General features: G+C 49.4%; 25 protein-coding genes and 1 pseudogene. 20 read left to right on the top strand and 6 right to left on the bottom strand.

Translation table 11 applies throughout. The features are described from left to right. Window positions 1-202: 202 nt before the first annotated feature. The 5 genes from JSQ80_RS03775 to JSQ80_RS03755 all read left to right on the top strand — a co-directional run bounded on the left by JSQ80_RS03775 (window position 203) and on the right by JSQ80_RS03755 (window position 4,270). On the top strand, window positions 203-838 hold the full coding sequence (locus JSQ80_RS03775) for an FMN-dependent NADH-azoreductase (protein WP_206094396.1): 636 nt from the start codon (window positions 203-205) through the stop codon (window positions 836-838). A 120-nt stretch (window positions 839-958) separates the two neighbouring features. Then, complete coding sequence (locus JSQ80_RS03770; protein WP_206094395.1) at window positions 959-1,384, top strand: cell wall hydrolase; 426 nt, start codon at window positions 959-961, stop codon at window positions 1,382-1,384. Between the two features lie 171 nt (window positions 1,385-1,555). After that, entirely contained in the window at window positions 1,556-1,969 is a 414-nt protein-coding gene (gene gerQ / locus JSQ80_RS03765; protein ID WP_206097462.1) for a spore coat protein GerQ, read from the top strand. A gap of 160 nt (window positions 1,970-2,129) precedes the next feature. Then, the gene (locus JSQ80_RS03760) at window positions 2,130-3,320 is read left to right on the top strand and encodes an MGDG synthase family glycosyltransferase (protein ID WP_206094394.1); all 1,191 of its coding nucleotides are present in this window, start codon (window positions 2,130-2,132) and stop codon (window positions 3,318-3,320) included. A 125-nt stretch (window positions 3,321-3,445) separates the two neighbouring features. Further along, window positions 3,446-4,270 (top strand): aldo/keto reductase, encoded by an 825-nt coding sequence (locus tag JSQ80_RS03755; RefSeq protein ID WP_087435261.1) that lies wholly within the window; start codon window positions 3,446-3,448, stop codon window positions 4,268-4,270. A gap of 55 nt (window positions 4,271-4,325) precedes the next feature. Here the strand turns inward: JSQ80_RS03755 and JSQ80_RS03750 are convergent, their stop codons facing one another. Next, window positions 4,326-4,994 carry a 3'-5' exonuclease gene (locus JSQ80_RS03750; RefSeq protein ID WP_206094393.1) on the bottom strand — a complete coding sequence of 223 codons (669 nt, stop codon included), beginning with the start codon at window positions 4,992-4,994 and terminating at the stop codon, window positions 4,326-4,328. A 532-nt stretch (window positions 4,995-5,526) separates the two neighbouring features. Between JSQ80_RS03750 and JSQ80_RS03745 the strand changes: the two genes are divergently transcribed. The 9 genes from JSQ80_RS03745 (at window position 5,527) to JSQ80_RS03710 (ending at window position 13,816) form a co-directional block, all read left to right on the top strand. Then, window positions 5,527-6,573, top strand: coding sequence for an ABC transporter permease (locus JSQ80_RS03745; protein ID WP_206094392.1), 1,047 nt, complete (start codon window positions 5,527-5,529; stop codon window positions 6,571-6,573). Between the two features lie 222 nt (window positions 6,574-6,795). Next, complete coding sequence (locus tag JSQ80_RS03740) at window positions 6,796-7,863, top strand: ABC transporter (protein WP_240463518.1); 1,068 nt, start codon at window positions 6,796-6,798, stop codon at window positions 7,861-7,863. 4 nt (window positions 7,864-7,867) lie between these two features. Beyond that, the gene (locus JSQ80_RS03735) at window positions 7,868-8,530 is read left to right on the top strand and encodes an ABC transporter ATP-binding protein (protein ID WP_206094390.1); all 663 of its coding nucleotides are present in this window, start codon (window positions 7,868-7,870) and stop codon (window positions 8,528-8,530) included. 264 nt (window positions 8,531-8,794) lie between these two features. Beyond that, entirely contained in the window at window positions 8,795-9,694 is a 900-nt protein-coding gene (locus JSQ80_RS03730; protein ID WP_206094389.1) for an EamA family transporter, read from the top strand. Between the two features lie 215 nt (window positions 9,695-9,909). Next, a complete protein-coding gene (locus JSQ80_RS03725) occupies window positions 9,910-10,596 on the top strand; it encodes a hypothetical protein (RefSeq protein WP_206094388.1) in 687 nt (228 codons plus the stop codon). A gap of 92 nt (window positions 10,597-10,688) precedes the next feature. Further along, window positions 10,689-10,847, top strand: coding sequence for a hypothetical protein (locus JSQ80_RS03720; protein ID WP_206094387.1), 159 nt, complete (start codon window positions 10,689-10,691; stop codon window positions 10,845-10,847). An 18-nt stretch (window positions 10,848-10,865) separates the two neighbouring features. Continuing rightward, entirely contained in the window at window positions 10,866-11,033 is a 168-nt protein-coding gene (locus JSQ80_RS03715) for a hypothetical protein (RefSeq protein WP_206094386.1), read from the top strand. 31 nt (window positions 11,034-11,064) lie between these two features. Then, window positions 11,065-11,187, top strand: coding sequence for a hypothetical protein (locus tag JSQ80_RS29410; RefSeq protein WP_272491068.1), 123 nt, complete (start codon window positions 11,065-11,067; stop codon window positions 11,185-11,187). Window positions 11,188-11,401: 214 nt separating this feature from the next. Beyond that, window positions 11,402-13,816 carry an S-layer homology domain-containing protein gene (locus tag JSQ80_RS03710; RefSeq protein ID WP_206094385.1) on the top strand — a complete coding sequence of 805 codons (2,415 nt, stop codon included), beginning with the start codon at window positions 11,402-11,404 and terminating at the stop codon, window positions 13,814-13,816. 70 nt (window positions 13,817-13,886) lie between these two features. Here JSQ80_RS03710 and JSQ80_RS03705 read toward each other — a convergent pair whose 3' ends face one another. Beyond that, complete coding sequence (locus JSQ80_RS03705; RefSeq protein ID WP_206094384.1) at window positions 13,887-15,347, bottom strand: SpoVR family protein; 1,461 nt, start codon at window positions 15,345-15,347, stop codon at window positions 13,887-13,889. Then, complete coding sequence (yhbH, locus tag JSQ80_RS03700) at window positions 15,334-16,494, bottom strand: sporulation protein YhbH (protein ID WP_206094383.1); 1,161 nt, start codon at window positions 16,492-16,494, stop codon at window positions 15,334-15,336. The genes JSQ80_RS03705 and yhbH overlap by 14 nt, the downstream gene beginning before the upstream one ends. 334 nt (window positions 16,495-16,828) lie before the next feature. On the opposite strand from yhbH, the gene JSQ80_RS03695 reads away from it, so the two are divergent. After that, window positions 16,829-18,064, top strand: coding sequence for a YecA family protein (locus tag JSQ80_RS03695; RefSeq protein ID WP_206094382.1), 1,236 nt, complete (start codon window positions 16,829-16,831; stop codon window positions 18,062-18,064). 186 nt (window positions 18,065-18,250) lie between these two features. Here JSQ80_RS03695 and JSQ80_RS03690 read toward each other — a convergent pair whose 3' ends face one another. Both JSQ80_RS03690 and JSQ80_RS03685 read right to left on the bottom strand, forming a co-directional pair. Continuing rightward, the gene (locus JSQ80_RS03690) at window positions 18,251-19,708 is read right to left on the bottom strand and encodes a sulfatase family protein (protein WP_206094381.1); all 1,458 of its coding nucleotides are present in this window, start codon (window positions 19,706-19,708) and stop codon (window positions 18,251-18,253) included. A gap of 20 nt (window positions 19,709-19,728) precedes the next feature. Then, window positions 19,729-20,481, bottom strand: a complete 753-nt coding sequence (locus tag JSQ80_RS03685) for a helix-turn-helix domain-containing protein (RefSeq protein WP_206094380.1) — start codon at window positions 20,479-20,481, stop codon at window positions 19,729-19,731. Window positions 20,482-20,618: 137 nt separating this feature from the next. On the opposite strand from JSQ80_RS03685, the pseudogene JSQ80_RS29930 reads away from it, so the two are divergent. From JSQ80_RS29930 to JSQ80_RS03660, 5 genes and pseudogenes are all read left to right on the top strand, one after another. After that, window positions 20,619-20,717 (top strand): annotated as a pseudogene (locus JSQ80_RS29930) ((2Fe-2S)-binding protein); the annotation flags it as partial. 142 nt (window positions 20,718-20,859) lie between these two features. Then, on the top strand, window positions 20,860-21,816 hold the full coding sequence (locus JSQ80_RS03675; RefSeq protein WP_206097461.1) for an aldo/keto reductase family protein: 957 nt from the start codon (window positions 20,860-20,862) through the stop codon (window positions 21,814-21,816). A 192-nt stretch (window positions 21,817-22,008) separates the two neighbouring features. After that, window positions 22,009-22,374, top strand: coding sequence for a nitrous oxide-stimulated promoter family protein (locus JSQ80_RS03670; protein WP_206094379.1), 366 nt, complete (start codon window positions 22,009-22,011; stop codon window positions 22,372-22,374). Window positions 22,375-22,529: 155 nt separating this feature from the next. Then, complete coding sequence (locus JSQ80_RS03665) at window positions 22,530-22,898, top strand: DUF423 domain-containing protein (RefSeq protein WP_206094378.1); 369 nt, start codon at window positions 22,530-22,532, stop codon at window positions 22,896-22,898. Between the two features lie 39 nt (window positions 22,899-22,937). Further along, window positions 22,938-24,890 carry a putative bifunctional diguanylate cyclase/phosphodiesterase gene (locus JSQ80_RS03660; RefSeq protein WP_240463516.1) on the top strand — a complete coding sequence of 651 codons (1,953 nt, stop codon included), beginning with the start codon at window positions 22,938-22,940 and terminating at the stop codon, window positions 24,888-24,890. 99 nt (window positions 24,891-24,989) lie between these two features. Here JSQ80_RS03660 and JSQ80_RS03655 read toward each other — a convergent pair whose 3' ends face one another. Continuing rightward, entirely contained in the window at window positions 24,990-25,679 is a 690-nt protein-coding gene (locus JSQ80_RS03655; RefSeq protein ID WP_206094377.1) for a hypothetical protein, read from the bottom strand. Between the last annotated feature and the right edge of the window lie 108 nt (window positions 25,680-25,787).

Genomic DNA, 25,787 nt, shown 5'->3' with positions numbered 1-25,787 from the left:
TAAGGCAAAAAGAAAAGTCACTCGATAGATATTTTCTCGACTTCGAAATAAATTTTGCTTGACAAAAGTGCGTATGATTATGTTATTATACTTACATAAAGTAAGCATGTGTTATTAAATAAGCAAGTGGTCTGAGTCAACGTCGACTATCTTGGCATGCTTTCTTCATTACTACAAAATTTATGTACGAGGTGGAATCATAATGAAAAAAGTTCTTGTCGTCAATTCCAATCCGAAACCAAATGAAATCTCCTTCGGCTTGCGCCTGGGCGAGCACTATCTTGCTTCGCTGCAAGCAGCGGCCGATGTTCAAATCGAACGCGTCAATCTGTACGAAGAAAACATTCCTCTGATCGATGGCAGCGTATTGGATGGTTGGGGCAAAGCGGCAGCAGGCGAGACATTGTCCGAGCAGCAGCTTCAAACAATGGGCCGCATGAACGAAATTTTGGAACAATTCATTGCCGCAGATGTTGTCGTCTTCATTACGCCAATGTGGAACTTGAGCTACCCGCCGCTTCTTAAAGCGTACATCGACAACGTAATTATCGCGGGCCGCACATTCAAATATACAGCAGAAGGCCCTCAAGGCTTGTTGAACGGTAAAAAAGTCGTGCACATTGAAGCGCGTGGCGGCTTCTACTCGGAAGGTCCTGCGCAGGCAATGCGCTTTACGGATTCCTACCTGAGCGCCGTGATGGCATTTATCGGCATTACTGAATACGAGAACGTTGTCGTCGAAGGCATGAACGCAGTGCCTGATCGTGCGGAAGCATTGCTTGAAGAAGCGAAGCAGCGTGCGGAAGCCAGTGTTAAACGCATGTTCGCGCAAGTATAAGATATCGATTCATTAGATTGAAAGACCGGTCCGTAATGGGCCGGTTTTTTTTGCGCTATTGTCACCAAATAGGCTATCGCACATATGATGGTATCGTGTGAAGGGAGGGAAGTGAACGGCATGGCGGTTATTAAGACGAATTCCGGGGACGTAAATTTGCTCGCGCGTTTGATGCGGGCCGAAGCTGAAGGTGAAAGCGAGCTTGGCATGCTCATGGTCGGCAACGTGGGCGTAAACCGGGTGTTGGTGAACTGTTTGGACTTTGTCGATATCCGCTCGATGAATGACATGGTGTTCCAAAGTCCGGGCGGATTCGAAGCGGTTCAAAAAAGTTATTTTTATCAAAGGGCTCGCGACAGGGACGTTCGGCTGGCCAGACGGGTCATCAATGGTGAGCGCACGTGGCCGGCAAGCTATGCGCTGTGGTTTTTCCGTCCGGCAGGCGAGTGTCCGGGCACATGGTACAATCAACAAAACTCCGGCCGTTACAAAGCTCACTGTTTCTTTGCGCCGTCAGGGGATGCATGTCCTGACGTCTACAGGTAACACTTAGGCGGTTCCCATTCAAATAATCAGTCCGATAAGAGACTGTAAAGGAGAGAGCGTAAGATGTCTTATATGACTTATTGTCATCAGAATCAACCGATGTATTCTGCGGCGCCGATGAGCGCGCAGCCTAAAGGCGGTGCTTATTATGGAGCATCCAATGTGAACCCAATGCATTATATGGTTCCGCAAGCTCCCCAGACCGCGCAGCCCGTAGTAACTCCGCCGCCAGTAGTAACTCTGCCGCCCGTAGTAACTCCGCCGCCAGTAGCGAGCGGCAATGTGATGACTCCTGCAGGGATGGTTATCCCCGGCCTTGGTGAACAGTCCTATATCGAAAATATTTTGCGTCTGAATCTGGGCAAAGTCGGAACGTTCTACTTCACATACGAGAACAACTCGGAATGGAATGCGAAAGTGTTCCGCGGCATGCTGGAAGCGGCCGGCCGCGATCACATCATTATTAGCGACCCAATGACCGGGCAGCGCATTATGCTGTTGATGGTGAACTTCGATTACGCGACATTCGACGAGCCGCTGAATTATCAATATCCATACGGCTTACCCGCCCGCACGGACGAGTAGCATCATTCCATAGCCATCAGCTAAGCAAGCCGCAGCCTCGCCGGAGGAAAGCGGCTTTTCTTCTTTCTTAAAAAAAACTTTAAACCTGCATAAAGCTGTGTTGAGAATAGGTGGGTATACTACAGAAAACAGGAGGGATTCGATCGGGGGGGGCGAAGGAATGCCGCGTTCGGAAGGCAAAGTGATCATTCTTACGGCTCGGTATGGAGAAGGGCACTGGCAGGTGGCACAGGCTTTAAAGCAGCAGCTGGAACGGCATGGTGCCGAGGTGCTAATCGTAGACTTAATGGCGGAGGCATATCCGAAATGGGATGCTTTCATCCGATTTTTATTTTTGCATAGCTCAACGATGTCTTTATACGGCTTCAACTATTATGGCTGGAGTTATTACGGCACCCGGCGCATGGAGCGGAATCATCCGCTTGTGAAGACGGGGTTTGCGCTCGGCACCCGCAAGCTGAAGCAATTGCTGGCCCTGCACCGTCCGAGCGGAGTCATCAGCACCTTTCCGTTCTTCGATGTCGCTGCTGTCGTGCGCAGAATGGGGATGCATATACCGACTTCTACGGTGATGACGGACTATGATTTGCATCATCGCTGGATTCAATCAACCCAAGATGAGTATTATGTGGCCACAGAGAGCTTGGCTCAGCTGATGCAGGCCGGGGGCATTGATCCTCGGCTGATTCACGTGAGCGGCATTCCGGTGCGGACGGGATTCACCGAAGCGGCGCGTCTGCTCGAACTCGGGACGCATGCCGGGGAAGGAAAAGATCTGCGGCAGGCCGCGCTTCGCCAGACGTACGGCTTGGACGCATCGAAGCGGACAACATTGATCATGTCGGGCGGATTCGGAGCACAAGTCATATCCAAGCGATTTGTCGAGCGTCTGATGGCCATTCCCGACCATCAGTGCGCGATAGTGTGCGGGCGCAATGGGCGTTGGCAAGCTTTGCTGAAGAAAAAGCATGCAGAAAGCCCCAACGTGCACATTTATGGTTATGTCGAGCGGGTTCATGAGTTGATGGCTTGTTCCGATGCGGTCGTTACGAAGGCTGGAGGGCTTACGTTGACCGAGGCGCTCGTGCTGCGTGTCCCGCTCTTCCTTGTCCGTCCCCAGCCTGGCCAAGAGCGGGAGAATGCGCGTTACTTTGCGAAGCAAGGGGCTGCTATTGTTGCCCGGCATGAGTCGGAATTAGCTGTGCAGCTCATGGAAGCCTATTCCAGCCCCGAACGGTTGTCGGCCATGCGGGCGCGTATGTCCGACATGGCGCGGCCCCGTGCTGCAGAGCTCATTGCGGATGACGTTATGCACAGAATGGCGGCGGAACGTGTGCGTGCGCTGCAATAGAGTGCTGTTCAAAGGGAATGATTTGCGTTCAGGCTGCCGTTAATACTATACTGAAATAGAATGGCCCGGGGAACCGCGGCAGTTGGTGGGACGCTTTTTCTCATGATATGAAGGAGGTATTCACAATGCTCATTACTTTGAACAATGGCGTAAGCATGCCGCAGCTTGGGCTCGGTGTATGGCGGGTCGAAGAAGGTCAGCAGATCAAGGATGCGGTGAAGACGGCACTGGACACTGGTTATCGTCTGATTGATACGGCCGCAATTTATAAAAATGAAGCGGGCGTAGGTGAAGCCATCCGTGAATCGGGCGTGAAACGCGAGGACATCTTTTTAACAACAAAAGTATGGAACTCCGATCAAGGCTATGACGCTACGTTAAAAGCTTTTGATGAAAGCTTACATAAATTAGGGACAGATTACATTGATTTATATTTGATTCATTGGCCGGTTCCTTCGCAGGATCTGTATGTGGACACGTACAAGGCGCTTGAAAAATTGGCTCAAGACGGCCGGGTCCGCGCCATCGGCGTCTCGAACTTCCACATCCCTCACTTGGAGCGAATCTTGCAGGAGTGCACCGTGAAGCCGGCCGTCAACCAGGTCGAATGCCACCCGCGCCTTGCACAGAACGAGCTGCGTGAGTTCTGCAAGCAGAACGATATTTATTTGGAAGCTTGGAGCCCGTTAATGCAGGGCGGAGACATCTTGACTCATGAGACGATTGCTTCGATTGCGGCTAATCACGGCAAGACTCCGGCGCAAGTCGTTATTCGTTGGCATTTGCAAAAAGGAAATATCGTCATTCCGAAATCAATTACGGCATCGCGCATTAAAGAGAATTTCGACGTGTTCGATTTCCAACTGAGTGACGACGAATTAGCAGGCATCAACGCGCTGAATGAAGACAAGCGTGTCGGTCCGAATCCGGACGAATTCGCGGTTACGTAATAACATACTCAACAATAAAAAACACGGTTTGCCCTGCAAATAGGGAAAACCGTGTTTATTTATCGGTATTCATATTCCAATTGGCGAGCGCGGCGAACGGATTGGCCGGTTCATCCTCTTGCGCGTCGCGATAGACGACTTCACTCTCGTAGTTCGGATGCTCCTTCACCTCGTTGCGCTGCAATTGGATGTGGTCTTTCATGCGGATATAGATAAGCGCCGTATTATAAGCATCATCGAGCGCACGATGGTGGTTGCCGACAAAAGGAACCTGAAGCGCTTCAAGCGCGGCTTTGAGGCCGACCTGTTGATTATTCTCCCGTTTCATGGCGAGAGACACCTGCTTCTGCAAATTGTTGTGATTGCGCAGCCAATGCATCGGAATGCGCTTTTGGCGGCATTCTTTCAGAAATTGGGCTTTATCGTCCGGGCCCCATGAGCATAGCGCGTAATCCTCTGTGTCGATCCAGGCTACAAAGTGGTCCAGCGCGTCCTGCAGCTGGTTGGCTTGATTGACGTCATCCTGCGTAATGCCTGTAAATTTGACCGTATCTGACGTTAGTTTAGGGGAGAGCACGGGTTTGACGAATGATTGAAAGGTGTCCACGATGACCGTGCTGCCTTCCTCTTCCGCCACTTTAACCGCTCCGATCTCGATGATTTCCGCGAATTCCCCTTTTTTGCGCTTCACGGTCATTTCCAAATCATAGATAATGGCTAACATGCAGCTGCTCCTATTCTATTTATTCTTTATTCTATTATTTTAACATAAGTTGAGAGAAAGGTTGGAAGGAACTACTTGGATGCATTAGCGGAAACAGGGGAAGGTGCAATCCTGTCCGCTCTTTAAGGAGAAGGCTGCAGCAGGTGACAGGCAAGAAGGGCAGGTGAAGGGCGCGTACTGCAATTGTGCAGTTATGTTTGCGGAAACCGGGCAATTTCGGCCCTTTTACTGCAAATGTGCAGTTGGAATCGAACGTTTATCCATTATTTATGAGGTTTGGCGAAAATGAAATGTACTTTTGCAGTCCAGCACCATGAAGAGAGAATAATGGAGAGCGAGCAAATGTACAATTGCAGTTGGAGCATGTGGATTAGCAGAAAACAGCGCGCAAACCTTATGAAAAACAAATGAGACAATAGTATATATATATCATGGAATATATGGTATAAATATGGGCAATGAAGAGTAACTAAATAACAAGGGTGAGATCCTTAAGTTGAGCTTGAGGTCTCATCCTTCTACGAGGTAATCGATGAAAATGAAATTATCAACCTATCATAGAGAAGGCAGTTTGTATCTCGTCATACTGTATTCCTTAATGAGCATAATTATCGTTACGGCAAGTTATTATATCGCTAAGCAAGAAGAGTTAAATTTATTGTCAAGAGGATTGTATGCTGATGACAATCTATTTTTTGTAATAGAGAATACGGATTTAACGGACATTCCTTGGAATAACCTTTCCGCAGCCTATCCATATACCATTTTCAAAGAACTGCAAACGGGTAAAGAGACGATTAGAGCTATATATTACAATCATGATACTTATCAACCTCCCATCCGGTCAGGGAGATATTTCAACAAACATGATTTCTATTCAGGAAAGCGTGTGGCTGTCGTAGGTAAAGAAATTGAACGCGCTAACATAGTAGACAAGCAAGGCAAGTCATATTTAACCTACCAAGGAGACCAATTCGAAATTATCGGTAAGATGGGGGCCTCGTATCCGTCCTTTATAGATCATATGATATTGCTGAATTTAGATGCGGTAGATCAGCAACATCACGATTCCTCGATATATGCAATCAACGCACAAGCTGGAAATTCATTGATAAATGATGGTTTGCTATCCATTGGGGGTGCGGAAATGAAAGTGCGCATATTCAAACGGGGTGACAGCGGATCGCAAAGATTTTTGGGGACAGACATGTACAGCAACATGATTGTTCTTGCCATAACTGTGCTCTTAATAGGTTCAAGTATTTTATTTGCTTTTCATTGGATGAAGAGAAAGCAGCAGGAACTTCACGTGCTTTGGATTGCCGGCATTCGGCACAGACACCCTTTTAAACGGTATACGTTGCGATTTTTGGCTCTGACCGCATTGTGTTATGGGATTATCGGCGGGATTGGTTTCTTGATCATGATGTATCGTTACTCATTATCTGAAGTGATCAAGTCATTTGCAACCTACCTGATAATGGGCGGCGTGGTTATGTTCATAACGTCATTCTTATCTATACTTTTGGCTACAAAACAGATGTATGGACAATTGGCCATGGAAAGGAATGGTCGCTAAATGAACATGATTTTTACGGAGGTAGGCGAAAGTATACGGAGAAGCAGGACGGCTTCTTATTTTATCTTGTTTCAAATCATCCTGTTATTCTTTCTGGTTACCATCCTGTTTCTTAACTACGCTTCTCTAGATCGAAAGACAAATCAAGCCCAAACGCTGAGCTCGCTGAACAGGTATCAATTGTCCGACACACTGTACAATGACGGTGAATTGAGAAAGCTCATGAGTCAACCGAGCTTTTTAACCATATTAAAAAGATTCTATACTAATTTAGAAGAAAATATGGATGAAAAATACATTTATGCATTTACTCAACCCGCTAAGTTATTAAACTATGAAGATGCGAACAAAGAAATTTTTAGGTCATATTATGAAGAGGGTAAGAGGATAAAGCCTTCAATGATTGATAATATAGGTCCTTATTATTCCATAAAGGCCATACAAATGAACAAACAAGCTTTCGATCATTTTCAAATCAAAGTTATAGATGGCCAGCCATTCGATATCGAAGATTTTAAAAATGTAAATAGCAAGAACATTCCTGTGCTGCTAGGTTATGAATATAAAAATATGTATCAGGCTGGTGACGTGATAAAGGGGAAGTACCTTTTTGAGGACTTCAATTTTCATGTCAAAGGATTTGTTAGAGAAAATTCATTGGTCGCGACCGCCAGACGTTCCGATCTTTATTTAGATAGATATATTATTATGCCTGCGCAGCATTTTATCCAATTTCCCGCGGACAATGCATCGTTCAAATTCCAACAAAAGCACTATTTGCAGTTGATTAACGGTGAAATACATAGTTCGAACAATGGCTATGTCGTAAGGAACAAATTTGAAGCGATTAAAAAAGAGTCTGGTTTTTTTGATACGCAGCTGCTCGGAGCCAATAATCCTTCTTATGATTTAGTGTTTGCTGCAATTAATGAACATACGGGCTTGTTATCGCTAATTGCGGCAGCGGTCTTCATCGTGTGCGCAATAAGCATCTTCATCCTCATGGCAGATAAAGCAGAGGAGAACTTTAAAAACTTCTCGGTGCATTTTATTTCTGGAGCGAATGTGAAGCATATATTCACCTATTTTTTAGCCGAAATCGTTGTTATGGTCGGTTTTCCAGGGATGGCCGCAATTGTGTTTTACAAACTATTAATCGATGTTCATTTTGCATGGTATCTCATTCTTATGACAGGATGTATGATCGCTATCGTGTTGTTTACCATAATTCCGGTATTTTCCAAGCTTAAAAAGCTGGAAATTAGCATGTTTCTTAAGAGGGCGGGGTAAGTGGATGATAAAGATGGTTGATCTGCACAAATCGTACCTAGTTGGAACCGAAGAAGTAAAGGTATTGAAAGGGATTGACTTGGAAATCGAACAAGGCTCTATGGTCGCTATTATGGGCAGGAGCGGTTCGGGCAAATCGACTCTATTGAATATCATTTCTGGATTGGAAAAAGGGAAAGGTCGTTATACATTCAACGATCAAAATATTAGTGATAAATCATTAAATGAATTAGCTGAATTCAGAAGAAGGCATATCGGATTTGTATTGCAAAACTGCGCGATGTGCGATACTAAAAATGTTTTCGATAATGTAGCGCTGCCCTTGCGATATGGCAAGCATAAAGAGACAGAGATACAGAACAGGGTAGAACAAGCGCTTGAAGACATGGAGTTGACCGGAATTCATCATAAGACCGTTGGCATGTTGTCTGGAGGGGAATTGCAGCGGGTGGCGATAGCTAGAGCGCTCATTCACAATCCCGAGGTCATTCTGGCTGATGAACCGACAGGCTCGCTCGATGAACAGACGGAGCAGACGATATTGTCTATATTTAAACAGCTTTATCGAAAAGGCAAAACGATCATTATCGTAACCCATGATCGGCAAGTGGCTGATGCTTGCGAAGAAACATACTTTATAAAAGACGGAAAGATTCGGTCGGATTGAACCACTATTCCTTCAGATCTATTTTGCAGTCAGTAAAATACATTGACATTAACCTCCTCCCTTTATACAATGAACGTTACAGAACCGTTCGGATCGTTACCAAACTCAATTCGCGCTCGGAGCGGATTGAGCGGCGGAATTTTGCAAAGGCGTCCTGTGCGGCGGTCTTTGGTTTCGTTCGCCCCCTGTCTTGCAGACAGGGGGTTTTTTGTGTGTTTATAGGCATGCTCAGCTAGAGACACAGGAAGGGAGAGTTTTTCTATCATGAACCTTTTTCGCTACGCACTGCTCGTATTCATCGGAGCATGCAGCTATGGAACGCTGTCTACCATTATGAAGCTCGCGATTGGGGAGGGCTTCACCGTCCCGCAAATTATCGGCGCGCAATATTTCTTCGGCTGGTCGCTGCTCGTTATGGCGACGGTGTTATTCTCCCGGCATAAGGTAAGCTTGCGTCATATTGTGGTGCTGCTCGCCTGCGGCTTGTCACTTAGCTGCACGTCTATTACGTACGGCATCACGGTTGGAGAATTGCCGGCTTCCATCGCGGTCGTCTTCTTATTCCAATTTACGTGGATTGGCGTATTGCTTGAGGCGCTCGTAACCCGCACGTTTCCGGAACGGACGAAGCTCGTGTCCGTCTTGTTCCTCCTCATCGGCACCGTTTTTGCTGGCGGACTCGCCGATCACGGCTTGTCCGGCTTGACTTGGAAGGGAGCGGCGTTCGGTATCATTTCGGCGTTATCATTCGCCCTTTATATTTTTGTCAGCGGCCGGGTGGCGACTGAGGTTCCCGTATTGAACAAAAGCTTGACAATGACTACCGGAGCAATGATGATCGTCTTCATGATGTTTCCTCCCGCTTTTATCGTGGATGGAACGCTTGGCGCGGGGCTATGGAAATATGGGATTACGATGGGGCTGCTCGGCATTATTATCCCTGTCGTCTTCTTCGGCATCGGTGTTCCGAAGGTTGGTTCGGGGATCGGCACGATCTTGGGAGCCGCCGAGCTTCCAGCCGCAGTGATCATGTCCGTCGCCGTTCTGAACGAGCAGGTGACTTGGCTGCAATGGACAGGCATTATCATCATTTTTGCGGGTATTTGTCTGCCGCAGCTGTCATTGGCGCAGCGCATGCGATCCAGGCAGTCGAAGGCAAGTTAGGCTAAAATTATAGCTGTTTCGACCGGGAGCGGCAGCTCTCGGTTTTTTGATAACAAAACAATTCTGATGGCGATAAACCTGCCTCTAAACGTTCCCAATTTGATATAAAAGGATGACGAGAGAGGGGGATTGATCCATAATAGAAAAATATGAACAATGATTCAACCTTTATTTAAGTTTAAAGTATGATCATAGCGGAAAAGAGGGAATGCGTCTTGTCAGTCAACCGTTATATGCACATTGTGCGCAGCGGGACACACGTGCCGATGGGAAAAGCTTATCGCTTTTTTATCATTGTCATGTATCATGCGGATTCGATGGGCTTGGATGTAATTGAAAAAAGTGCAGATTCCTTAAGTAAAAGCGCTTTAACTTTGTCGTTTATTCCGGCGGATGGAATCGAGGTGCGCGCGATATATGGTTATGAGAGCGCTGTGCAGGGCGATCGCCGGCTGATCGTGCTGGGTCCGCCTGTGCCGGACGATATGAAGCTGCTCGTTATCGAATGCGAAAGCTCCGGAAGTTGGGACATTCCCGGCAAGTGGACGATTGCCCAATGCGAATTGATGCTGGAAGGCAAGGGTCAACGGGAGGAGGCACAGACTGTCATCGAGGTCCAACAGATCCAAATGGACGTGACGGAGAGTGATTCCCTGTGTGCTGCAGAGCATCAGGTGAACAGGCAGCTCAAATGGATTAGGGAGCTTCCGCTGCTAACGCCTTCTCTGCACGCCAGCCGCATGACGGAGGATAAGCAAGACCCGTATTGGTTGTTTCAGCGCAAGCTTGACGAGCTCATTGTCGTCGCCATACAAGCGCCGCAGGATGAGCTTCGTCAGATGCTTCTGTACATACACGAGAAGCTGGTTCAATATGGCGAACGTTTGATATTGCGCAAATAGTATCATTTTGTCGATTTTGCAAGCAGGGACAGGGCGAAAAGTGTCGAAGTTGTAACCATTCGACAAACCTCGCGATAAGGGTGCTCAACATCATGCAGCGCGTATATTACCGGAGACAAGTTGTAGCAGCCCGATTTGTTGTGTCCTTGCTAGTTGTGGCGGGAATCGCAGCCTTGACATACGCGGCCTTCACCGTGGCCATGCCGGCATCTGTCCGCTTCGGCGCTCTGGCCGCAGCCATGATTGGATAAAGTTATTTCGGAAGCAGTATGGCATGTTTATTCATCACGCTTCTTAGACCGGACAACGCTCTGTTTTACTATGACGAGACATCGTTATGGAATGGACGGAATTGGAAGATTGGCTGGGATGAGGTGAGCGACATTGCGACGGACGGCGCACGCGTAGGTATTTTGTTTTCGGCCGATTTTTCCTAAATTCAGCTTGCAATTGACGGATGGTTCCCAGTTGAAAATGAATACGTATAACGCAATGACCGAGCAAGAAATGAAGGAATGGAAAACAAGATTAAAACGGCAGCAGAAAGCGTATCATTCCGGCGATGCGGCGGCTGTGGATGAGTTGGCGTAGAAAGATAGGCTTCGTTATGAACGGGAGTCACGATAGTGACTCTTTTTTGTATGTAAATAGGAAGAAAGAACTGGGATTACCTAGTAAAATGTTACCGTAAAAAGCAAGATTCGCCCTGGCACTCGGCTTAAATTTGTAGTATCTTTTTCTATTGTGACAGAAGACCCATTTCACGACATAGAGGAAGCAAATCAGCAAGGAGATGCAGCAGACAATGAAAACATGGGTAAGCAAGTTCTTGGTGTTGGTGATGGTGGTGAGCGCAAGTGTCTCGAACGCGAATGCGGCGTTTGGCGAGGCTTCGGATCCGACATCGCAAAAGGCGTCTTTTACCGATATTTCCGGTCATTGGGCGGAGAAGACGATCGAGAATATGGCCGCTGAAGGAATGATTCAGGGGTTTGAGAATGGCGCTTTCCAGCCAAATGGCGCAATGAAGCGGGCTGAGCTGGTGAAGGTCATTAATCAGCTTTTTGGATTCCAAGAGATTGGATCCGTGCCGGCGGCCGATGTTACGCCAAATGATTGGTTCCATACAGAAGTTGGAAAAGCGTTGGGAGCAGGATACATAACAGGCTATGCCGATGGCACGTTCAAGCCGGGACAGCCGATAACCCGCCAGGAAGCGGCAGTAATGATTTCCCATTTGCTTAAGCTCAACACAGCCGATTCCGGCACAGCATTTACCGATACGGCTAATAGTCCTGAATGGAGCAAGGGGGCTATCGGAGCCGTGGCAGAGGCTGGCATCATGACAGGATATAAAGGGAACATGTTCAAGCCAGCAGCGCCTGTAACGCGTGCCGAAGCTATGACCATACTGGATAGAGCCTATCAAACCGCAAATGTCACATATGACAAAGCTGGCGTTTATGGACCCGAAACCGGCGTGGAGAAGGTGAAACAAAACGTCGTCATCAACGTCCCTGGCGTTACGCTCCAAAACATGGATATCCAAGGTGACCTGCTCATTGGACGCGGGGTCGGTGAAGGCGACGTCACGCTCAAACGTGTCAAGGTTCATGGCACGGCAACTGTGCAAGGCGGAGGGGAAAACAGCATCCACTTCGAGGACTCCGTTATGGTGACGGTAGTCGTAGACAAAGCGGATGGGAAAGTGCGGATTGTTGTGAACGGTTCTACACATATCGCCGATGTGAGCGTGCAGTCGAATGCGAAAATCGAAGCGCAATCCGGCGCGGACATCAATAAGGTGACCTTATCCGAGGCGCTGCCGCAACATTCGAATGTACAGTTGGTCGGTTCGTTCGAGACGGTCAATGTCGTTGCGCAAAGCATTGTCGTTGATATCCCTAAAGGCTCGATTAAAGATTTGAACATTGATTCGGCGGCTGCTGGAACGAAGCTGGAGCTTGGCCGCGAAGCGTCTATCATCACTTTGATTATGAATGCGGCGATTAACGTAGCGGGTCAAGGCTCGGTTCAGAACGCAACGGTCAATGCCGAAGGAATCTCGATGGAGAAGCCTGCGGGCAACGTGAAAGTGGGCAGCGACGTTGCGCAAGACGTGATAATGAAAGTTGGCGGTAAAGACGCTGCGGCGAAAGATGCCAAACAACCTGCTTCGACAACAGACGCCGGCGGCTCTTCGTCGAATGACAGCAGCAGCTCAGACAGCAGTTCGGACAACGGATCGAGGGGTAGCGGAGCGACAGGCGGCGAACAATCAGGGGGCGGCATCGCTGTTCATCCCTTGCCGACAGGTGATGTGCCGGTACTGTCGTCCGTAACCAAAAAAGCAACGGTTACCGAAAGTGTATATGCCGTCAGCAATATGGACGGTTGGGTATATATCGTAGAGAGCGGCACGACACGCAGCGAGATCGGCTTGGAAGAAGCGGTGCGGGGCGGCAGCGGTAAGAAAGCGGCAGTCAAGGCCAACGAACGCGTCCAAATCGACACGACAGGCTTGAGCAAGAAAAGGGTTACTTTTATCGTGGTGGCGCTCAGTGCAGCAGGAAAGGCCTCTTCCCCTGAATTTATTCAACTGTACGCAGGCAAAGAGGATGCATTTGAATATAGTCATACTGCAGACTCGCCACAAACGAACGATAACATTATTTTGAATTTCAACAAAGAAATTCAAAATCATTTATCCGACATGGAGGCTCTGAAAGCGGCGATTACCTTCTCGGCCAATAACGGACCTTTCCGGCCTTTGCGGGCAGAAGATGAAGTACGCCTGTATGCGAATAAGCTGGAGGTTGTGTTCGCCGTGCCTTATACGGGTGAATCGAACAAGCTTCATCTTAATGCAAGCGTCATCCAAGATATGTACGGCAATGTGTACGGCCAAGAGGTTGCCACCTATAACATCAAGGCAGGCATGAACGTCCGCTTGGCGTCGGACAAGAGGACATATGCTGCTGGAGAGGATATTGCGGTGCGCGTGAATCAACCGACAACGGTCTATCTCGCGTCCATCGATGCGCGCTTCAATACATTATTCGATATGGAGAATGAAGTGGTGGCCAAGCGCGCCGTGAAAGTCATCGTTGACAAACAACAGGCGAATCAGGATGTTATCATCCCTACAGCGGGCTTGGCTCCAGGGGGGTATACCGTTCGAGTCTGGTTGGGCAACTCGGTTCCCATTTCGCTTCAATAGATTGATTCATTAAGCGGATCCGCCGGTCGACATGTTCGAGCGGCGGATTTTTTTACATCTGAATTGTCGATTACCCGACGAATTTTCGGGATACCTTTTTGCCGTCATAGGTGAACATAACCGTTTTCTCTTCAACTTTCGTTTCCAGATGGACCGGTTTGCCCCACAGCGTATATACGTACGGCAGCGTGCGCTCCAAATATTTCAGATCGAGCTCCATGCCTTCGTACTGATGATTCAAATACAGCTCGCCGTTACGCTGATAATCCCCGTCCTGCACGACCAGATACGGGAATCCGCCGTTGACGCGCGAATAGACGAGCTGATCGCGGATATTTTCCCATGACTTGTCGGTAATCTTCCATTCCGGCCCTTTTTTCTCAAAAATGTACAGGTCAAGCTCATCCGTCAGCTGCTTTGTCAAATAATTGCGAATGAAGGAGAGATCGGAGTCGAGCTCGCGCACCTCGAATATTTTGGCGCGTCCCTGTCCCGGCTGGCGTCCATAGGTGTCCCGTTCCTCGCGGGATGGCTGATCCCACCTTTTCTCAATGTCCTCGAAAATCTTCACGCCGAGATAGTAAGGGTTCAGGCTCTGGCGGGACGGCTGCACGACGGAGCTGTTCAGCTTCGCGTACTCGAACGTCTCGTCGGTCGTCAGATCGAGCTCGCGCACGATGCGCTGATGCCAATACGAAGCCCAGCCTTCGTTCATGATTTTCGTCTCCAGCTGCGGCCAGAAGTAGAGCATCTCGTCCCGCAGCATCGACATGATGTCCCGCTGCCAATCCTCCAGCACTGGGGAGAATTCCTGTATGAACCAGACGATATCTTTCTCCGGCTCTGGCGGGAAGCGGCGTTCTGGCATCTCCTGCAGCGCTGCCATGCCCGATTTGAGGGCCAGCTTCATCTCGTCGAGCGCCCATAGATCGTCGTAGTCTCCTTGTTTTTTGGCGGGCTGCCCTTCTTGCTCCCGCTGTTCCCGCATTTTAAGCTCCATGTAGCGTTGCTTATCCAGCTTTTGCGGCCGCACGACCTGCGGATCGATATGCTCTTGAATGCCCAGCACCGCATCGATGAAGCTTTCGACCGCTTGTGTGCCATATTCCATTTCGTACTGCGAGACTCGTTCGGCGGTCGCGGACATGCTCTCGACCATGTTGCGGTTCGAGGTGGAGAAGCGGGCATTGTTTTTGAAGAAATCGCAGTGAGCCAGCACGTGCGCCACGATGAGCTTGTTCTGGATGAGCGAGTTCCCCTCGAGCAGAAATGCGTAGCAGGGGTTCGAATTAATAACGAGCTCGTATATTTTGCTGAGACCGAAGTCGTATTGCATTTTCATGCGGTGAAAGGTTTTGCCGAAGCTCCAATGGCTGAAGCGGGTCGGCATGCCATATGCGCCGAACGTGTAAATGATGTCGGCGGGGCAGATTTCGTAGCGCATCGGATAGAAGTCCAGCCCGAAGCCTTCTGCGATTTCCGTAATTTCGGCAATTGCGTATTCCAGCTCGCGGTTGTCATCGGACGTCATGGCGCACCCCTCCCGGCTGTTTTTTGAAAAAATGCTTGAGCGCTTTGTACACCTCAGTCTTCTCCTTAATGACGTAGTACATGAAATGGGGAAGATTGATATTGCGGTAAGCGGACATCAGCGTGCTGCTGCGGTTGTACTGGTTAACCTCGCCATAACCGAACATGTTGGAGCGCTTGAGCAGCTGGGAAATAAGCTTGACGCAGCGTTCGTTGTCGCTCGTTAAATTATCGCCGTCGGAGAAATGGAACGGATAAATATTATAGCTGGACGCCGGATAGCGGCTGTCGATAATTTCGAGCGCCTTAATATAGGCGGAAGAGCAGATCGTGCCGCCGCTCTCGCCGCGGGTGAAGAACTCTTCTTCCGTTACCTCCTTCGCCTCGGTATGATGAGCGATAAATACGAGCTCGACCTTTTCATATTGACGGCGCAGGAAGCGGGTCATCCAGAAGAAGAAGCTGCGGGCGCAATATTTCTCGAACGAACCCATCGACCCCGACGTGTCCATCATGGCGATAATGACCGCATTGGAATGGGGCTTGACGATTTCCTCCCACGTCTTGAACCGCAGATCGTCCGGATTGATGCCATGAATGCCCGGCTGGCCGGCCAATGCATTGCGGCGCAAATTTTCCAGTATCGTCCGCTTCTTGTCGATGTTCGATATGATGCCTTTTTTCCGGATATCGTTGAACCGGATCTCCTTCGTTTCCAATTGATCATTGTCTAACTGCTTCAGATGCGGCAGTTCCAACTCATCGAACAGCATGTTCTCCAGATCGGCGATGCTTACTTCAGCTTCGATGACATCCGAGCCGGGCTGGTCGCCGGCTTTCTGGCCTTTGCTTTGCCCCTGAGTGCTGTCGGTGCCGAGCACGTCCCCCACTTGGCTGTCTCCGTCGCCTTGCCCGACGTGTTTCTTCTTATTGAAGTTATACACGAATCGGAACTCATCCAAGCTGCGGATGGGAACTTTAATAATCTGCTTGCCGTCTGACATAATAATATTTTCTTCCGTCACGAGGTCGGGAAGATTTTGTTTGATCGCTTCGCGGACTTTCTGCTGATGGCGCGCTTGGTCCTGATACCCTTTGCGGTGGAGAGACCAATCTTCACGGGAGACGATAAACGTTCGTGCATCCAATGGCAGACACCTCCTGATGGATGTATTTTCCAACCTGCTGCAACAGTGCATTGGCATTACTTAAGGATTATGTTCTAAAGGTCGCTTTCTCTTATGGGAAAAGAGTTGCGTGTTATTCAAATATATTCAGAATGCAGAGGGTTATGTGATGGATGTATGCTGCTTCGGTATCTGTTTACGTTATTCTCACCATGATATAATAGAGGATATAGCAGGAACAGATGGAATGTTGAATATTCGTAACGCTTTGACAATCCATGATCGATATAAGCATCAGAAGAAAGCGGTCCCATTGTCAATTATTTATACCGATACGGCGCACTGGAGGGATAATATGAAGAAACTGGGCAGAAATGATCGCTGCCATTGCGGAAGCGGGAAGAAATACAAGCATTGCTGCTTAGAGAATGACAAGCAGTCCAACGTAGTGCCGATTGTAAAATCAGAAGCGGGGAGCAAGCAATTCGGCGGCGCGGCAACGAAACGCAAGTCCAACTCGGAACAGGAGTTGTTAGCGTTTATCGAGAGATTGTCTTGGAGGAACGAACTCTACCGGATACTGGCCAGAGGCATTATCAAGCATTGGAGCGGACGCCTGCCCGAACAATATGTGGAATTCGGGATTATGCTCTGGCATTACTATTCAGACGACCAAGAGCCAATTTTCCGCAAGATGGGCGTGTTCTGGGCGGCATTGGAATACGTCGTGCGCGGCATGCATGAGGATTACGTCACACAGGCAGAAGTGGCCGAGCGGTATAAGGTGTCCGTCAGCTCGATCGCTACTCGCGTTCAACAGATGGATGAATATGCGATGGAATTGCTGAAAGTTCAGGAAGATGACGTCGATGTCGGAGAGCGGGAACGCGCCCTCGATGCGATCGTCAACGAGATGCTCGGAACTTCATCCGTGAATGAACAAGGCACCCCTGATTATTATAACGAGTTGGCTGTGACCAAAGCGAAGACGCTTGAGGAAGCGCGCGATTATTATCGCCTTGGCATTGAGGCGGGGAAGGCACAATTAGGTCCAACGTACTTCCGCAAGCATAAAGGGTATTTCTGGGGATTGGCCGAAACGAGACCGTTCATGCGGAGCAAGTCCGGCTATGCCGAGACGAGCTATCTTCTCGGGGACTACGCGGAAGCTGGAGCGCATTTCGCCGACATGCTCGCGCTCAATCCGAACGACAACCAGGGCGTGCGGTATTTGTATGTCAATGGTCTCATTTTGCTGAGCCAATTCAAAGAGTTGGCGGAGCTTCTCGCTCAATTTGAGGATGACGAAGGGGCGCATTTGAGCTATACCCGTTTCTTGCTGGCATATTATACGAAGCAACCCGAGCCTGTGCTGCAGAAGCAGTGGAAGAAAGCTCGGGCAAGCAATCCTTATGTGCCTGGTTACATTGTCGGCCGCAAGCGGCTTGCAGAGGAATTGCCTGACTTTTACGGGTTCGGTGACGAAGATGAGGCCATGAACTACATCTATTACGCTCTGCCTGTGTGGCAATGGGACAAGCCATTAATAAGCTGGGTCAAAAAACAAGCGACGGCTAAATCCCGACGATAGCGAGCGGCCGGTCTTTCTGGCATCGTCCATGCTGAAAATCGCAACAGTAACCGAGCTCCGTATAAAAAGATCAGGCTACTTAAAAGAAGTTCCCGCGAACGCGGGAACTTCTTTCTTGCGCAGCGTTAGTAGAATAGATGAATGCCATGAATCGCTAAATGGCCGGATTGAATAATCTTTCACTCATCATTGCATCCAATGCAATTGCCCCCATCGCGGAGCTCCTGTATTAGGCTGCGGCTTACCCGGTGTGCTTCTGCCATCCTTGATATACCGGGTCAGAAGCTCCTTCAGTTCCAGAACGACTTCAGGATGCCGCTCCGCCAGATTGTGCCGCTCGCCGATGTCCTCGCTCAACCGGTACAGCTGGAACGAAGGCGTACCTTCGGGTTCCGCTCCCGGCATCGGATCGCTCCATCCGCCCGAGCCGGGGCACAGCTCAAGCTTCCATTCGCCCTTGCGGATCGAGAAGGAGCCGTCGATTGAGTGATGCACGATGGCCTCGCGCAGCGGCTGTTCACGGGCTTGGCCCAGCCACAGAGGAAGCTGGCTTACGCTATCTTCGCCCGCATTATCAGGGAGAGGCAAGCCTGCGATATCAGCAGCCGTCGCCATGAAATCCACCAAGCACACCGGCTCTTCGATTATCGTCCCCGCGGCAATCTGTGCGGGCCATCTGACCAGCAGCGGAATGCGATGTCCTCCTTCATAAATATCTGCCTTATGCCCTCTGAACACATAGCTGGGGTTGTGGCCGACTCGGGCCAGCTCCCCGTAATCGGCGCTCGGAGAGCAGCCGTTATCACTGGTGAATACCAGGATAGTATTGTCTGCGAGTCCGCAGCTTTCCAGCTTGCTCATAATGAGACCGATAACATCATCGCACATGAGCACAAAGTCACCATACAGGTTCGTTCCCGATTTTCCCTTGAAATCAGCGGTCGGCAGTATCGGCGTATGCGGAGCGGGCAGCGGGTAATAAATGAAGAACGGTTCGGAACCGGAACTGGCTCCGAATTGTTCAATCCGATCTAGCACCTTCTGCGTCAATCGCGGCAGCACCTCTTCGTGCCGGAAATCCGGAGCCGTCGGACCTTCGCGCCAAAAACCTTTCTTATCATCGTTGCGGGTCACCTGATCAGGCAGTTGGGTAGCCTTGTCATTCTCGATATAGACGTAAGGCGGCATATCAAGGGATGCGCTGATCCCGTAAAATTCATCAAACCCCAAATCGGACGGACCGTTTTGTATCGGCTTGGAAAAATCGACCTCCGCAGGGGTGTCTCCGCTTTTTTGCCAATCCAAGCCGAGGTGCCATTTGCCGAAGCAAGCCGTATAGTAGCCCGCCTGCTTAAGCAGATCAGCAACCGTCATCCGCCCTTGTTCGATTATACTCCGCGAATATCCGCCCAAAACGCCTTCTTTCAATGCCGATCTCCAATTGTATCTTCCCGTCAAGATGCTGTAACGCGAGGGAGTGCACACGGCAGAGGAGGAGTGCGCATCGGTGAATATAATCCCTTCTTTTCCGAGACGATCCAGATTGGGCGTATTGATTTTAGAATTGTCATTCAAGCAAGAAATATCACCGTAGCCCATATCGTCAGCTAAAATGTAAATCATGTTCGGTTGTCTCTTCATCATCACACGCCACTCCCTCAATGTTATAATGTGGACGCGCTCAGCAGCCGTTCGGCACGCACCGCCTCTGCTTGCAAAATCCCGTATATGCGTTCAATGAATCGTTCCTCGAAGGATACGCCCGGCATGCCTATCGCGATGGCTGCAGCAAGGCGTGAATCGGCGCGGATTGGAACGGCGATGCGTCGTATGTTCTGCAAAATTAGCCCGTTATCGTCGGACAGGCCGTTAACCGATGCCTCCTCAATGAAGCGCTGGACGGAAGACTCGTCGGGACAGCGGCCGGCGAGGCCGCCCAGATTCGCATATTCAATGTAAAAGCGCCTTTTTTCGTCATTTGCGTGGGCAAGCAGCAAAAACCCCCAAGGGTGCAGCAGATAATCCGTGCGCACTTCGCCTATTTGCTGCATGACTACCCCTTCGGGATGAACCGCTTTATCCCGGCAAATCATCCGACCGTTCCGAAAGTCGATCCACAATGAGGTGCAGCCAGTCTCTCTGCAAATGCGATCCAGTATAGGGCCGGTCATGCCGCTGACATCGTGGAGGCCATCGGCACACTTTATCATGGCTGACAATTTCGCGCCCGGCACATACTGCTGGTTCTCGTTCTTGCCCACAAATTGCCGTTCCAGCAGCACCTGCAAATAACGGTTAAGGCTGGCTGAGCTCAATTCCAAGGCCGCTTTCAATTGATTGAAGCCGATTCCCGTCTCGGATTCGGATACTAACTCGATGATGCGGAGTCCGCTGCTTAATCCAGGTGCGGAAGCCATAGATTCACCTCCTTTAATTGAAGATAAGTATCATGTTTATTACTTTATAGTTTCATATATATTATTTTAATCGTTGCCGCTTAAAATAACAATACGCCGCGTATGGTGCTTTGTGCCGATGAAAAGCGTCTGCTGGCCTCCATTACAAGACGGAAGGGGGACAATATTGCTATACATGTCCACTTCATTCCACCTTTCCGGTTCTTTTCAGGAAGCTTTTCACCTTGTGCGCATAGGATGTGAATATCGGTCAAAAAGCCGTGAGGTTCTGTTATGGCAGGATTCGATTCACTCCTATATCATCCATATGACTGACTACGTTCATCGGATGCGCGGAATATTCATGATGAAATAAAGTGACAGGAGGATGAGCAAGTGATGCAGTACCGCCGACTCGGAACATGCGGATTGAAGGTGAGCGAGATCAGCCTCGGCAGTTGGCTGACTTATGGAGGTTCGATCGATCAAGATCAAGCGGAAGCCATCATCGATCAAGCTTATGAGCTGGGCATTAATTTTTTTGACACGGCAAATGTGTACCATGAGGGCGCGGCTGAGGAGATCGTTGGCAAAGCTTTGGCCAAATATGAGCGTTCTTCTTACGTGCTGGCGACGAAGGTGTACTTCGAGATGGGCGAAGGACCGAATGATCGCGGTCTGTCACGCAAGCACATAATCGAGCAATGCGAGGCCAGCTTGAAGCGGCTCGGCACGGATTACATTGACCTGTATCAATGCCATCGCTACGATTCCGAAGCTCCGCTTGAAGAGACGCTGCGCGCGCTCGACGACCTTGTCACGCAAGGAAAGGTGCTGTACGTCGGGGTCAGCTCGTGGGAGGCGAACCACATTGCGGATGCCGTCCATACTGCCAGACAGTGCAACTTGGACCGCATCGTATCCAACCAACCGCACTACAATATGCTGGACCGCTCCATAGAGAAGGATGTGTTTCCGCTATGTGAACAGGAAGGCATCGGTCAAGTCGTCTATTGTCCGCTTGCACAAGGAGTATTGACGGGAAAATACAAGCCGGGAGCTCCGGCCCCGGAAGGGACCCGGGCTTCCGATGCGAGCACGAATATGTTCATGGAGAGCTTCATGCAGGATCATTATTTACGCAAGGTCAAGCGCTTGCATTCGATTGCGGATCGGAATGGCATTTCCATGCCGCAGCTAGCTCTCGCTTGGATACTCCGCCATGGCATCATATCGAGCTGCATAATCGGAGCTACACGTCCCGAGCAGGTGATAGAGAACAGCAAGGCGTCTGGAGTGAAGCTGTCGCCAGAAGATTTGAAGGAGATCGAACTTATTTTGAAAGAAGAAACCTAAAAAATGTACACATGATGCTCGACGCCGATGGGCGTCTTTTTTATTTTGGAGTGGAAATCAGTCTTGGATTGAATCGTTCCTTCGTTCCCTTGTTATTGAAGTCATAGCGCTCTGTCCCGCAATTCGGTACGGTACGTATAGAGAGGCTTGAGACGCAGCTCGATAAACGGATAAGAGAGGGGAACCTAATAGATGCGCACCCAACAGGACGGACCAAGAATCCGCAGAGAAAAGAGAACGGTGAGCGTGATGATTTCCGTTTATTGCCGTGCTAAGCATACCGATCGTCCAAGAATAGCGATAAATGCGGATCAAAACAAGATTGACATGTGCGAAGAATGCAATCAGCTATATTTATATGCACAAAAAAGACTATCCTACTGCCGATTCGGTGAACAGAAAACGACCTGCGGCAAATGTCATGTGCAATGCTACAAGCCGGAAATGCGCGACCGGATTCGGCAAGTGATGCGTTATGCCGGGCCTCGAATGGTATGGAAGCAGCCTTTGCTAACGATAAGACATGCCATAGATGGAATGCGTCCCCCGCACAAGTAAAAAAGACGGACAACCATTCATCACGTTGAAAAAGTTCCGCTATAATATGGATATTCCGAATATTCCTTGTGGAAAAACGCGGCACATTCAGATAAGATAGAATCGTAAAATATAGTTAAAAATTGCCGAAATTCGTTCTTAGAGGAGCTGACAACATGTTGCGACGATATACGATGATAGGAAGTTTGAATGCGTTGTTGTCCGTTGCGCTTGGGGCATTTGGCGCGCACATTATGAAGGGGTATTTGACCGCAGAGCGGATGGCTACTTATGACACGGCAGTGCAGTACCATATGGCCCACGCCTTAGGTCTTATCCTTATTGCGATATTGGCGGACAAATTTGCAGATCGACAGAAAGTGCTATGGGCGGCTAGACTCATTTGGATAGGGATTATTATTTTTTCCGGCAGCTTGTACTTGCTCTGCTTCACGGGAGTCGGCATGTTGGGCGCCATCACGCCGATCGGGGGAGTTGCGTTCATTGCGGGGTGGCTCATGCTAGCTTTGGCGGCACGTCGTTAGACTGTGCCGAGTTCGACTTCAAGGCCGGAAGGAAGAGATATGGTGAACAATCCGAAAGAACAGGAGTTAGAATCGCGAGGGCAAAAGACCCAACTGGCTTCTAACGTCATTCGATTCGCTCCGGCCGTTGCAATGGGAGCTGGAGGATGGGCATGGTGGATAGCCGAAGGCGGTCTGCGTGTGGCGATATCCCTAGTGCTGCTGGGGATGATTGTCCATGTTGTCTGCGTTGAGGTCGTCATGAATCGCTTTCGGCAGCCAAGCCTCGGCCAAGCCCCGACTGACCATGCTTTCAACGATGAATCCGTCAAACCAGGTTTGAAGCATTTATATAGTCATGTTCCGGTCCCCATTTTGTTTCTTAGACGAGATGGATTTGCCGTAGGGGCGAACGCGTCGTTTTACGAAGAAACGCATTTTGACGATACCGCTTTGTCTGCCGGGCAATGGATAGATGACCGCTATAAAACAAAGCTGTCGAATGCGCTGTCCGAAGCAATGGACGGCACAGAGGTTCAAATGGAGCTGCTCGGTTACCACAATCAAGGCTTTCCGCAGGATTGGATCGCCCATATCGCCCGTGTGCCTGACGGCGCGCATCCGAATCCGCCGTCCGACTGCCCGCTCTTCTCGGTCTGCCTGCAGGACGCCAGTCCGGACCGGCATATGGCAGAGCGGATTCGGTATATGTCGTATTACGACGACATGACGGGACTTCCGAACCGGCGCATGTTCATGCAGCGTCTGGAGGAAGCGTTGAACATGGCGGCAAGCGCTTCTTTTAACATCGTGATCATGTATATGGACCTCGATCGGTTTAAGCGGATTAACGATACCTTCGGAACCGATTTTGGAGATATGCTGCTCCTGCAGTGCGCCGAACGGCTCCTGCGCTCCATGACCGAGAACGATGTCGTGGCCCGGATGGAAGGCGATGAGTTTGCATGTTTTCTTACATACATAGAATCAGAGCAAGAAGTGCATGAGCGGGTGCGTCAATGCTTGGCCGCGATGGAAGAGCCATTCTATCTGAATGATATTCCGGTGCACGTCACGATGAGCATTGGGGTCACCATCATTGACAAAACACAGCGTCATGTCAAAGCCGGCATGGCGATCAAGCAGGCAGACTTGGCACTATCCCGCGTGAAGGAACAAGGGAAGAACGGATATTTATTCTACACTTCGGAAATGAACGACCGCCCCTTGGAACGGATTACGCTCGAGAATGACATGCGTATTGCGTTGACGAAGGAAGAGTTTGAGTTATATTATCAGCCGCAGGTGGATATGAACTCTCAACAGATTGTCGGCGTGGAAGCGCTGGTGCGTTGGAATCATCCGGACCGCGGGCTTATTTCACCGGGAGACTTCATCCCGTTGGCGGAAGAGAACGGCTTTATTGTCGCATTGGGAACGTGGGTATTGGAGGAGGCATGCCGGCAAAACATGAAATGGCAAAGCATCGGCCTCCCGCCCATACCTGTATCCGTCAATCTATCAGTAAGGCAATTCGAGATGAAGAACTTGGCGGAGACCGTGCGGGATGTGCTCATTCGAACCGGACTTGAACCCCGCTACCTTGATCTTGAGATTACGGAGAGCATGACATTGGATGTGTCCAGAGCCTCTCATATTTTAAAAAAGCTGAAGGATATGGGAGTCGCGATCAGCATTGACGATTTTGGAACGGGGTACAGCTCTCTTCACTATCTCAAAAATTTCCCGATTCATCGCTTGAAGATCGATCGCTCCTTCGTGCGCGATCTGGAGCATGATCCGAATGACGCTGCAATCGTATCGGCCATCATTGCTCTGGGGCATAACATGAACATGCAGGTGATCGCCGAAGGCGTAGAGACCGAAGATCAGCTTCTGTTCCTGCAGAAGCACCGCTGTGATGAAATTCAAGGGTATTATTTCAGTCCTCCATTATCATGTCAGCGGTTTGAGGAGCTGTTCCGGCGTCATTGCAAGCAAGAAGTTACTTAAAGTGCGCATTCAAGGAGGACTTGAGCAGCTTCTTACATGTTGAGAAAAACAAAGACAGCCACATCGTAAGTCGGGAGACTTTCTGTGTGGCTGTTTTATTCATGATTGCTGATTCATTTCTTCTATCTCGGACAAGTGGTAGGCGTATACTTGCTTTTGGTCGACATGATAGACATTTAACAATTGATTCGTGGCATCGTAGTTGAGGAAGCGGCAAGGAAGGCTGACCCGGACCCCTTTTCCTTTGTTGACGGACAATCGCACTAAGCAGTTCTGTTCAATATTTTGCATGATTTTGCGCTCTATTTGAGTGAGCCGTTCTGTGTAAGTATCAGTTGTCGATTGTGACGGCGCGGCGGCAGCCGACGGCCGATCTGCCTCATGCTGCATCGTCCTCATACTGCCAATGTTACCCTTCTCCATAGGCGCGTTCCCGGCATGTTCGGGGTTGGCGCCAGTTCGAACAACTGAGGCGTTAACAGATGATGCGTTAGACGCCATATGTGGAGCATGGCTCTTCGAACGAGGGGCGGAGCTTTGATTGGCGATACGCATTGCTGTCAGCTTGCCGAACGGGGTCGAGTTCATTTTTTGCTGCTGCATCGTTTCCATCATTTCCAGCAAAGAACCGAGTTCGATTCCTGACTGCACCCGAAGATCTAAGATTTCAGGATTCGTCTGCAGCATGTGTAACAGTTGCTCTAGCGCAGCCACGTTGGATTCGCCTTGAATCAGGATGTCGACATTGAACTTATATACGGACTGTTTTGGTGTAATTGGATAAAGCATATTGTGAAATTCCTCCAACCTGGACATTTTGCCTAGATGAGACCATTATAATACGGGACAATAAAAGAATTATAGTCCTAAAGTACCAAAATGAATAAAAAATGCCCA

Source organism: Paenibacillus apiarius (assembly GCF_017052585.1).
Lineage (GTDB): Bacteria > Bacillota > Bacilli > Paenibacillales > Paenibacillaceae > Paenibacillus_B > Paenibacillus_B apiarius.
Note: the sequence above shows the minus strand (reverse complement) of the source record. Positions and strands in the feature narration are given on the sequence as shown.

What these genes read in the sequence shown, in the direction of transcription:
- JSQ80_RS03775 (WP_206094396.1), top strand. Translation starts at nt 203, where the DNA reads ATGAAAAAAGTTCTTGTCGTCAATTCCAATCCGAAACCAAATGAAATC.
- JSQ80_RS03770 (WP_206094395.1), top strand. Translation starts at nt 959, where the DNA reads ATGGCGGTTATTAAGACGAATTCCGGGGACGTAAATTTGCTCGCGCGT.
- gerQ (WP_206097462.1), top strand. Translation starts at nt 1,556, where the DNA reads ATGCATTATATGGTTCCGCAAGCTCCCCAGACCGCGCAGCCCGTAGTA.
- JSQ80_RS03760 (WP_206094394.1), top strand. Translation starts at nt 2,130, where the DNA reads ATGCCGCGTTCGGAAGGCAAAGTGATCATTCTTACGGCTCGGTATGGA.
- JSQ80_RS03755 (WP_087435261.1), top strand. Translation starts at nt 3,446, where the DNA reads ATGCTCATTACTTTGAACAATGGCGTAAGCATGCCGCAGCTTGGGCTC.
- JSQ80_RS03750 (WP_206094393.1), bottom strand. Translation starts at nt 4,994, where the DNA reads ATGTTAGCCATTATCTATGATTTGGAAATGACCGTGAAGCGCAAAAAA.
- JSQ80_RS03745 (WP_206094392.1), top strand. Translation starts at nt 5,527, where the DNA reads ATGAAAATGAAATTATCAACCTATCATAGAGAAGGCAGTTTGTATCTC.
- JSQ80_RS03740 (WP_240463518.1), top strand. Translation starts at nt 6,796, where the DNA reads ATGAGTCAACCGAGCTTTTTAACCATATTAAAAAGATTCTATACTAAT.
- JSQ80_RS03735 (WP_206094390.1), top strand. Translation starts at nt 7,868, where the DNA reads ATGATAAAGATGGTTGATCTGCACAAATCGTACCTAGTTGGAACCGAA.
- JSQ80_RS03730 (WP_206094389.1), top strand. Translation starts at nt 8,795, where the DNA reads ATGAACCTTTTTCGCTACGCACTGCTCGTATTCATCGGAGCATGCAGC.
- JSQ80_RS03720 (WP_206094387.1), top strand. Translation starts at nt 10,689, where the DNA reads ATGCAGCGCGTATATTACCGGAGACAAGTTGTAGCAGCCCGATTTGTT.
- JSQ80_RS03715 (WP_206094386.1), top strand. Translation starts at nt 10,866, where the DNA reads ATGGCATGTTTATTCATCACGCTTCTTAGACCGGACAACGCTCTGTTT.
- JSQ80_RS03710 (WP_206094385.1), top strand. Translation starts at nt 11,402, where the DNA reads ATGAAAACATGGGTAAGCAAGTTCTTGGTGTTGGTGATGGTGGTGAGC.
- JSQ80_RS03705 (WP_206094384.1), bottom strand. Translation starts at nt 15,347, where the DNA reads ATGACGTCCGATGACAACCGCGAGCTGGAATACGCAATTGCCGAAATT.
- JSQ80_RS03695 (WP_206094382.1), top strand. Translation starts at nt 16,829, where the DNA reads ATGAAGAAACTGGGCAGAAATGATCGCTGCCATTGCGGAAGCGGGAAG.
- JSQ80_RS03690 (WP_206094381.1), bottom strand. Translation starts at nt 19,708, where the DNA reads ATGATGAAGAGACAACCGAACATGATTTACATTTTAGCTGACGATATG.
- JSQ80_RS03685 (WP_206094380.1), bottom strand. Translation starts at nt 20,481, where the DNA reads ATGGCTTCCGCACCTGGATTAAGCAGCGGACTCCGCATCATCGAGTTA.
- JSQ80_RS03675 (WP_206097461.1), top strand. Translation starts at nt 20,860, where the DNA reads ATGCAGTACCGCCGACTCGGAACATGCGGATTGAAGGTGAGCGAGATC.
- JSQ80_RS03670 (WP_206094379.1), top strand. Translation starts at nt 22,009, where the DNA reads ATGCGCACCCAACAGGACGGACCAAGAATCCGCAGAGAAAAGAGAACG.
- JSQ80_RS03665 (WP_206094378.1), top strand. Translation starts at nt 22,530, where the DNA reads ATGTTGCGACGATATACGATGATAGGAAGTTTGAATGCGTTGTTGTCC.
- JSQ80_RS03660 (WP_240463516.1), top strand. Translation starts at nt 22,938, where the DNA reads ATGGTGAACAATCCGAAAGAACAGGAGTTAGAATCGCGAGGGCAAAAG.
- JSQ80_RS03655 (WP_206094377.1), bottom strand. Translation starts at nt 25,679, where the DNA reads ATGCTTTATCCAATTACACCAAAACAGTCCGTATATAAGTTCAATGTC.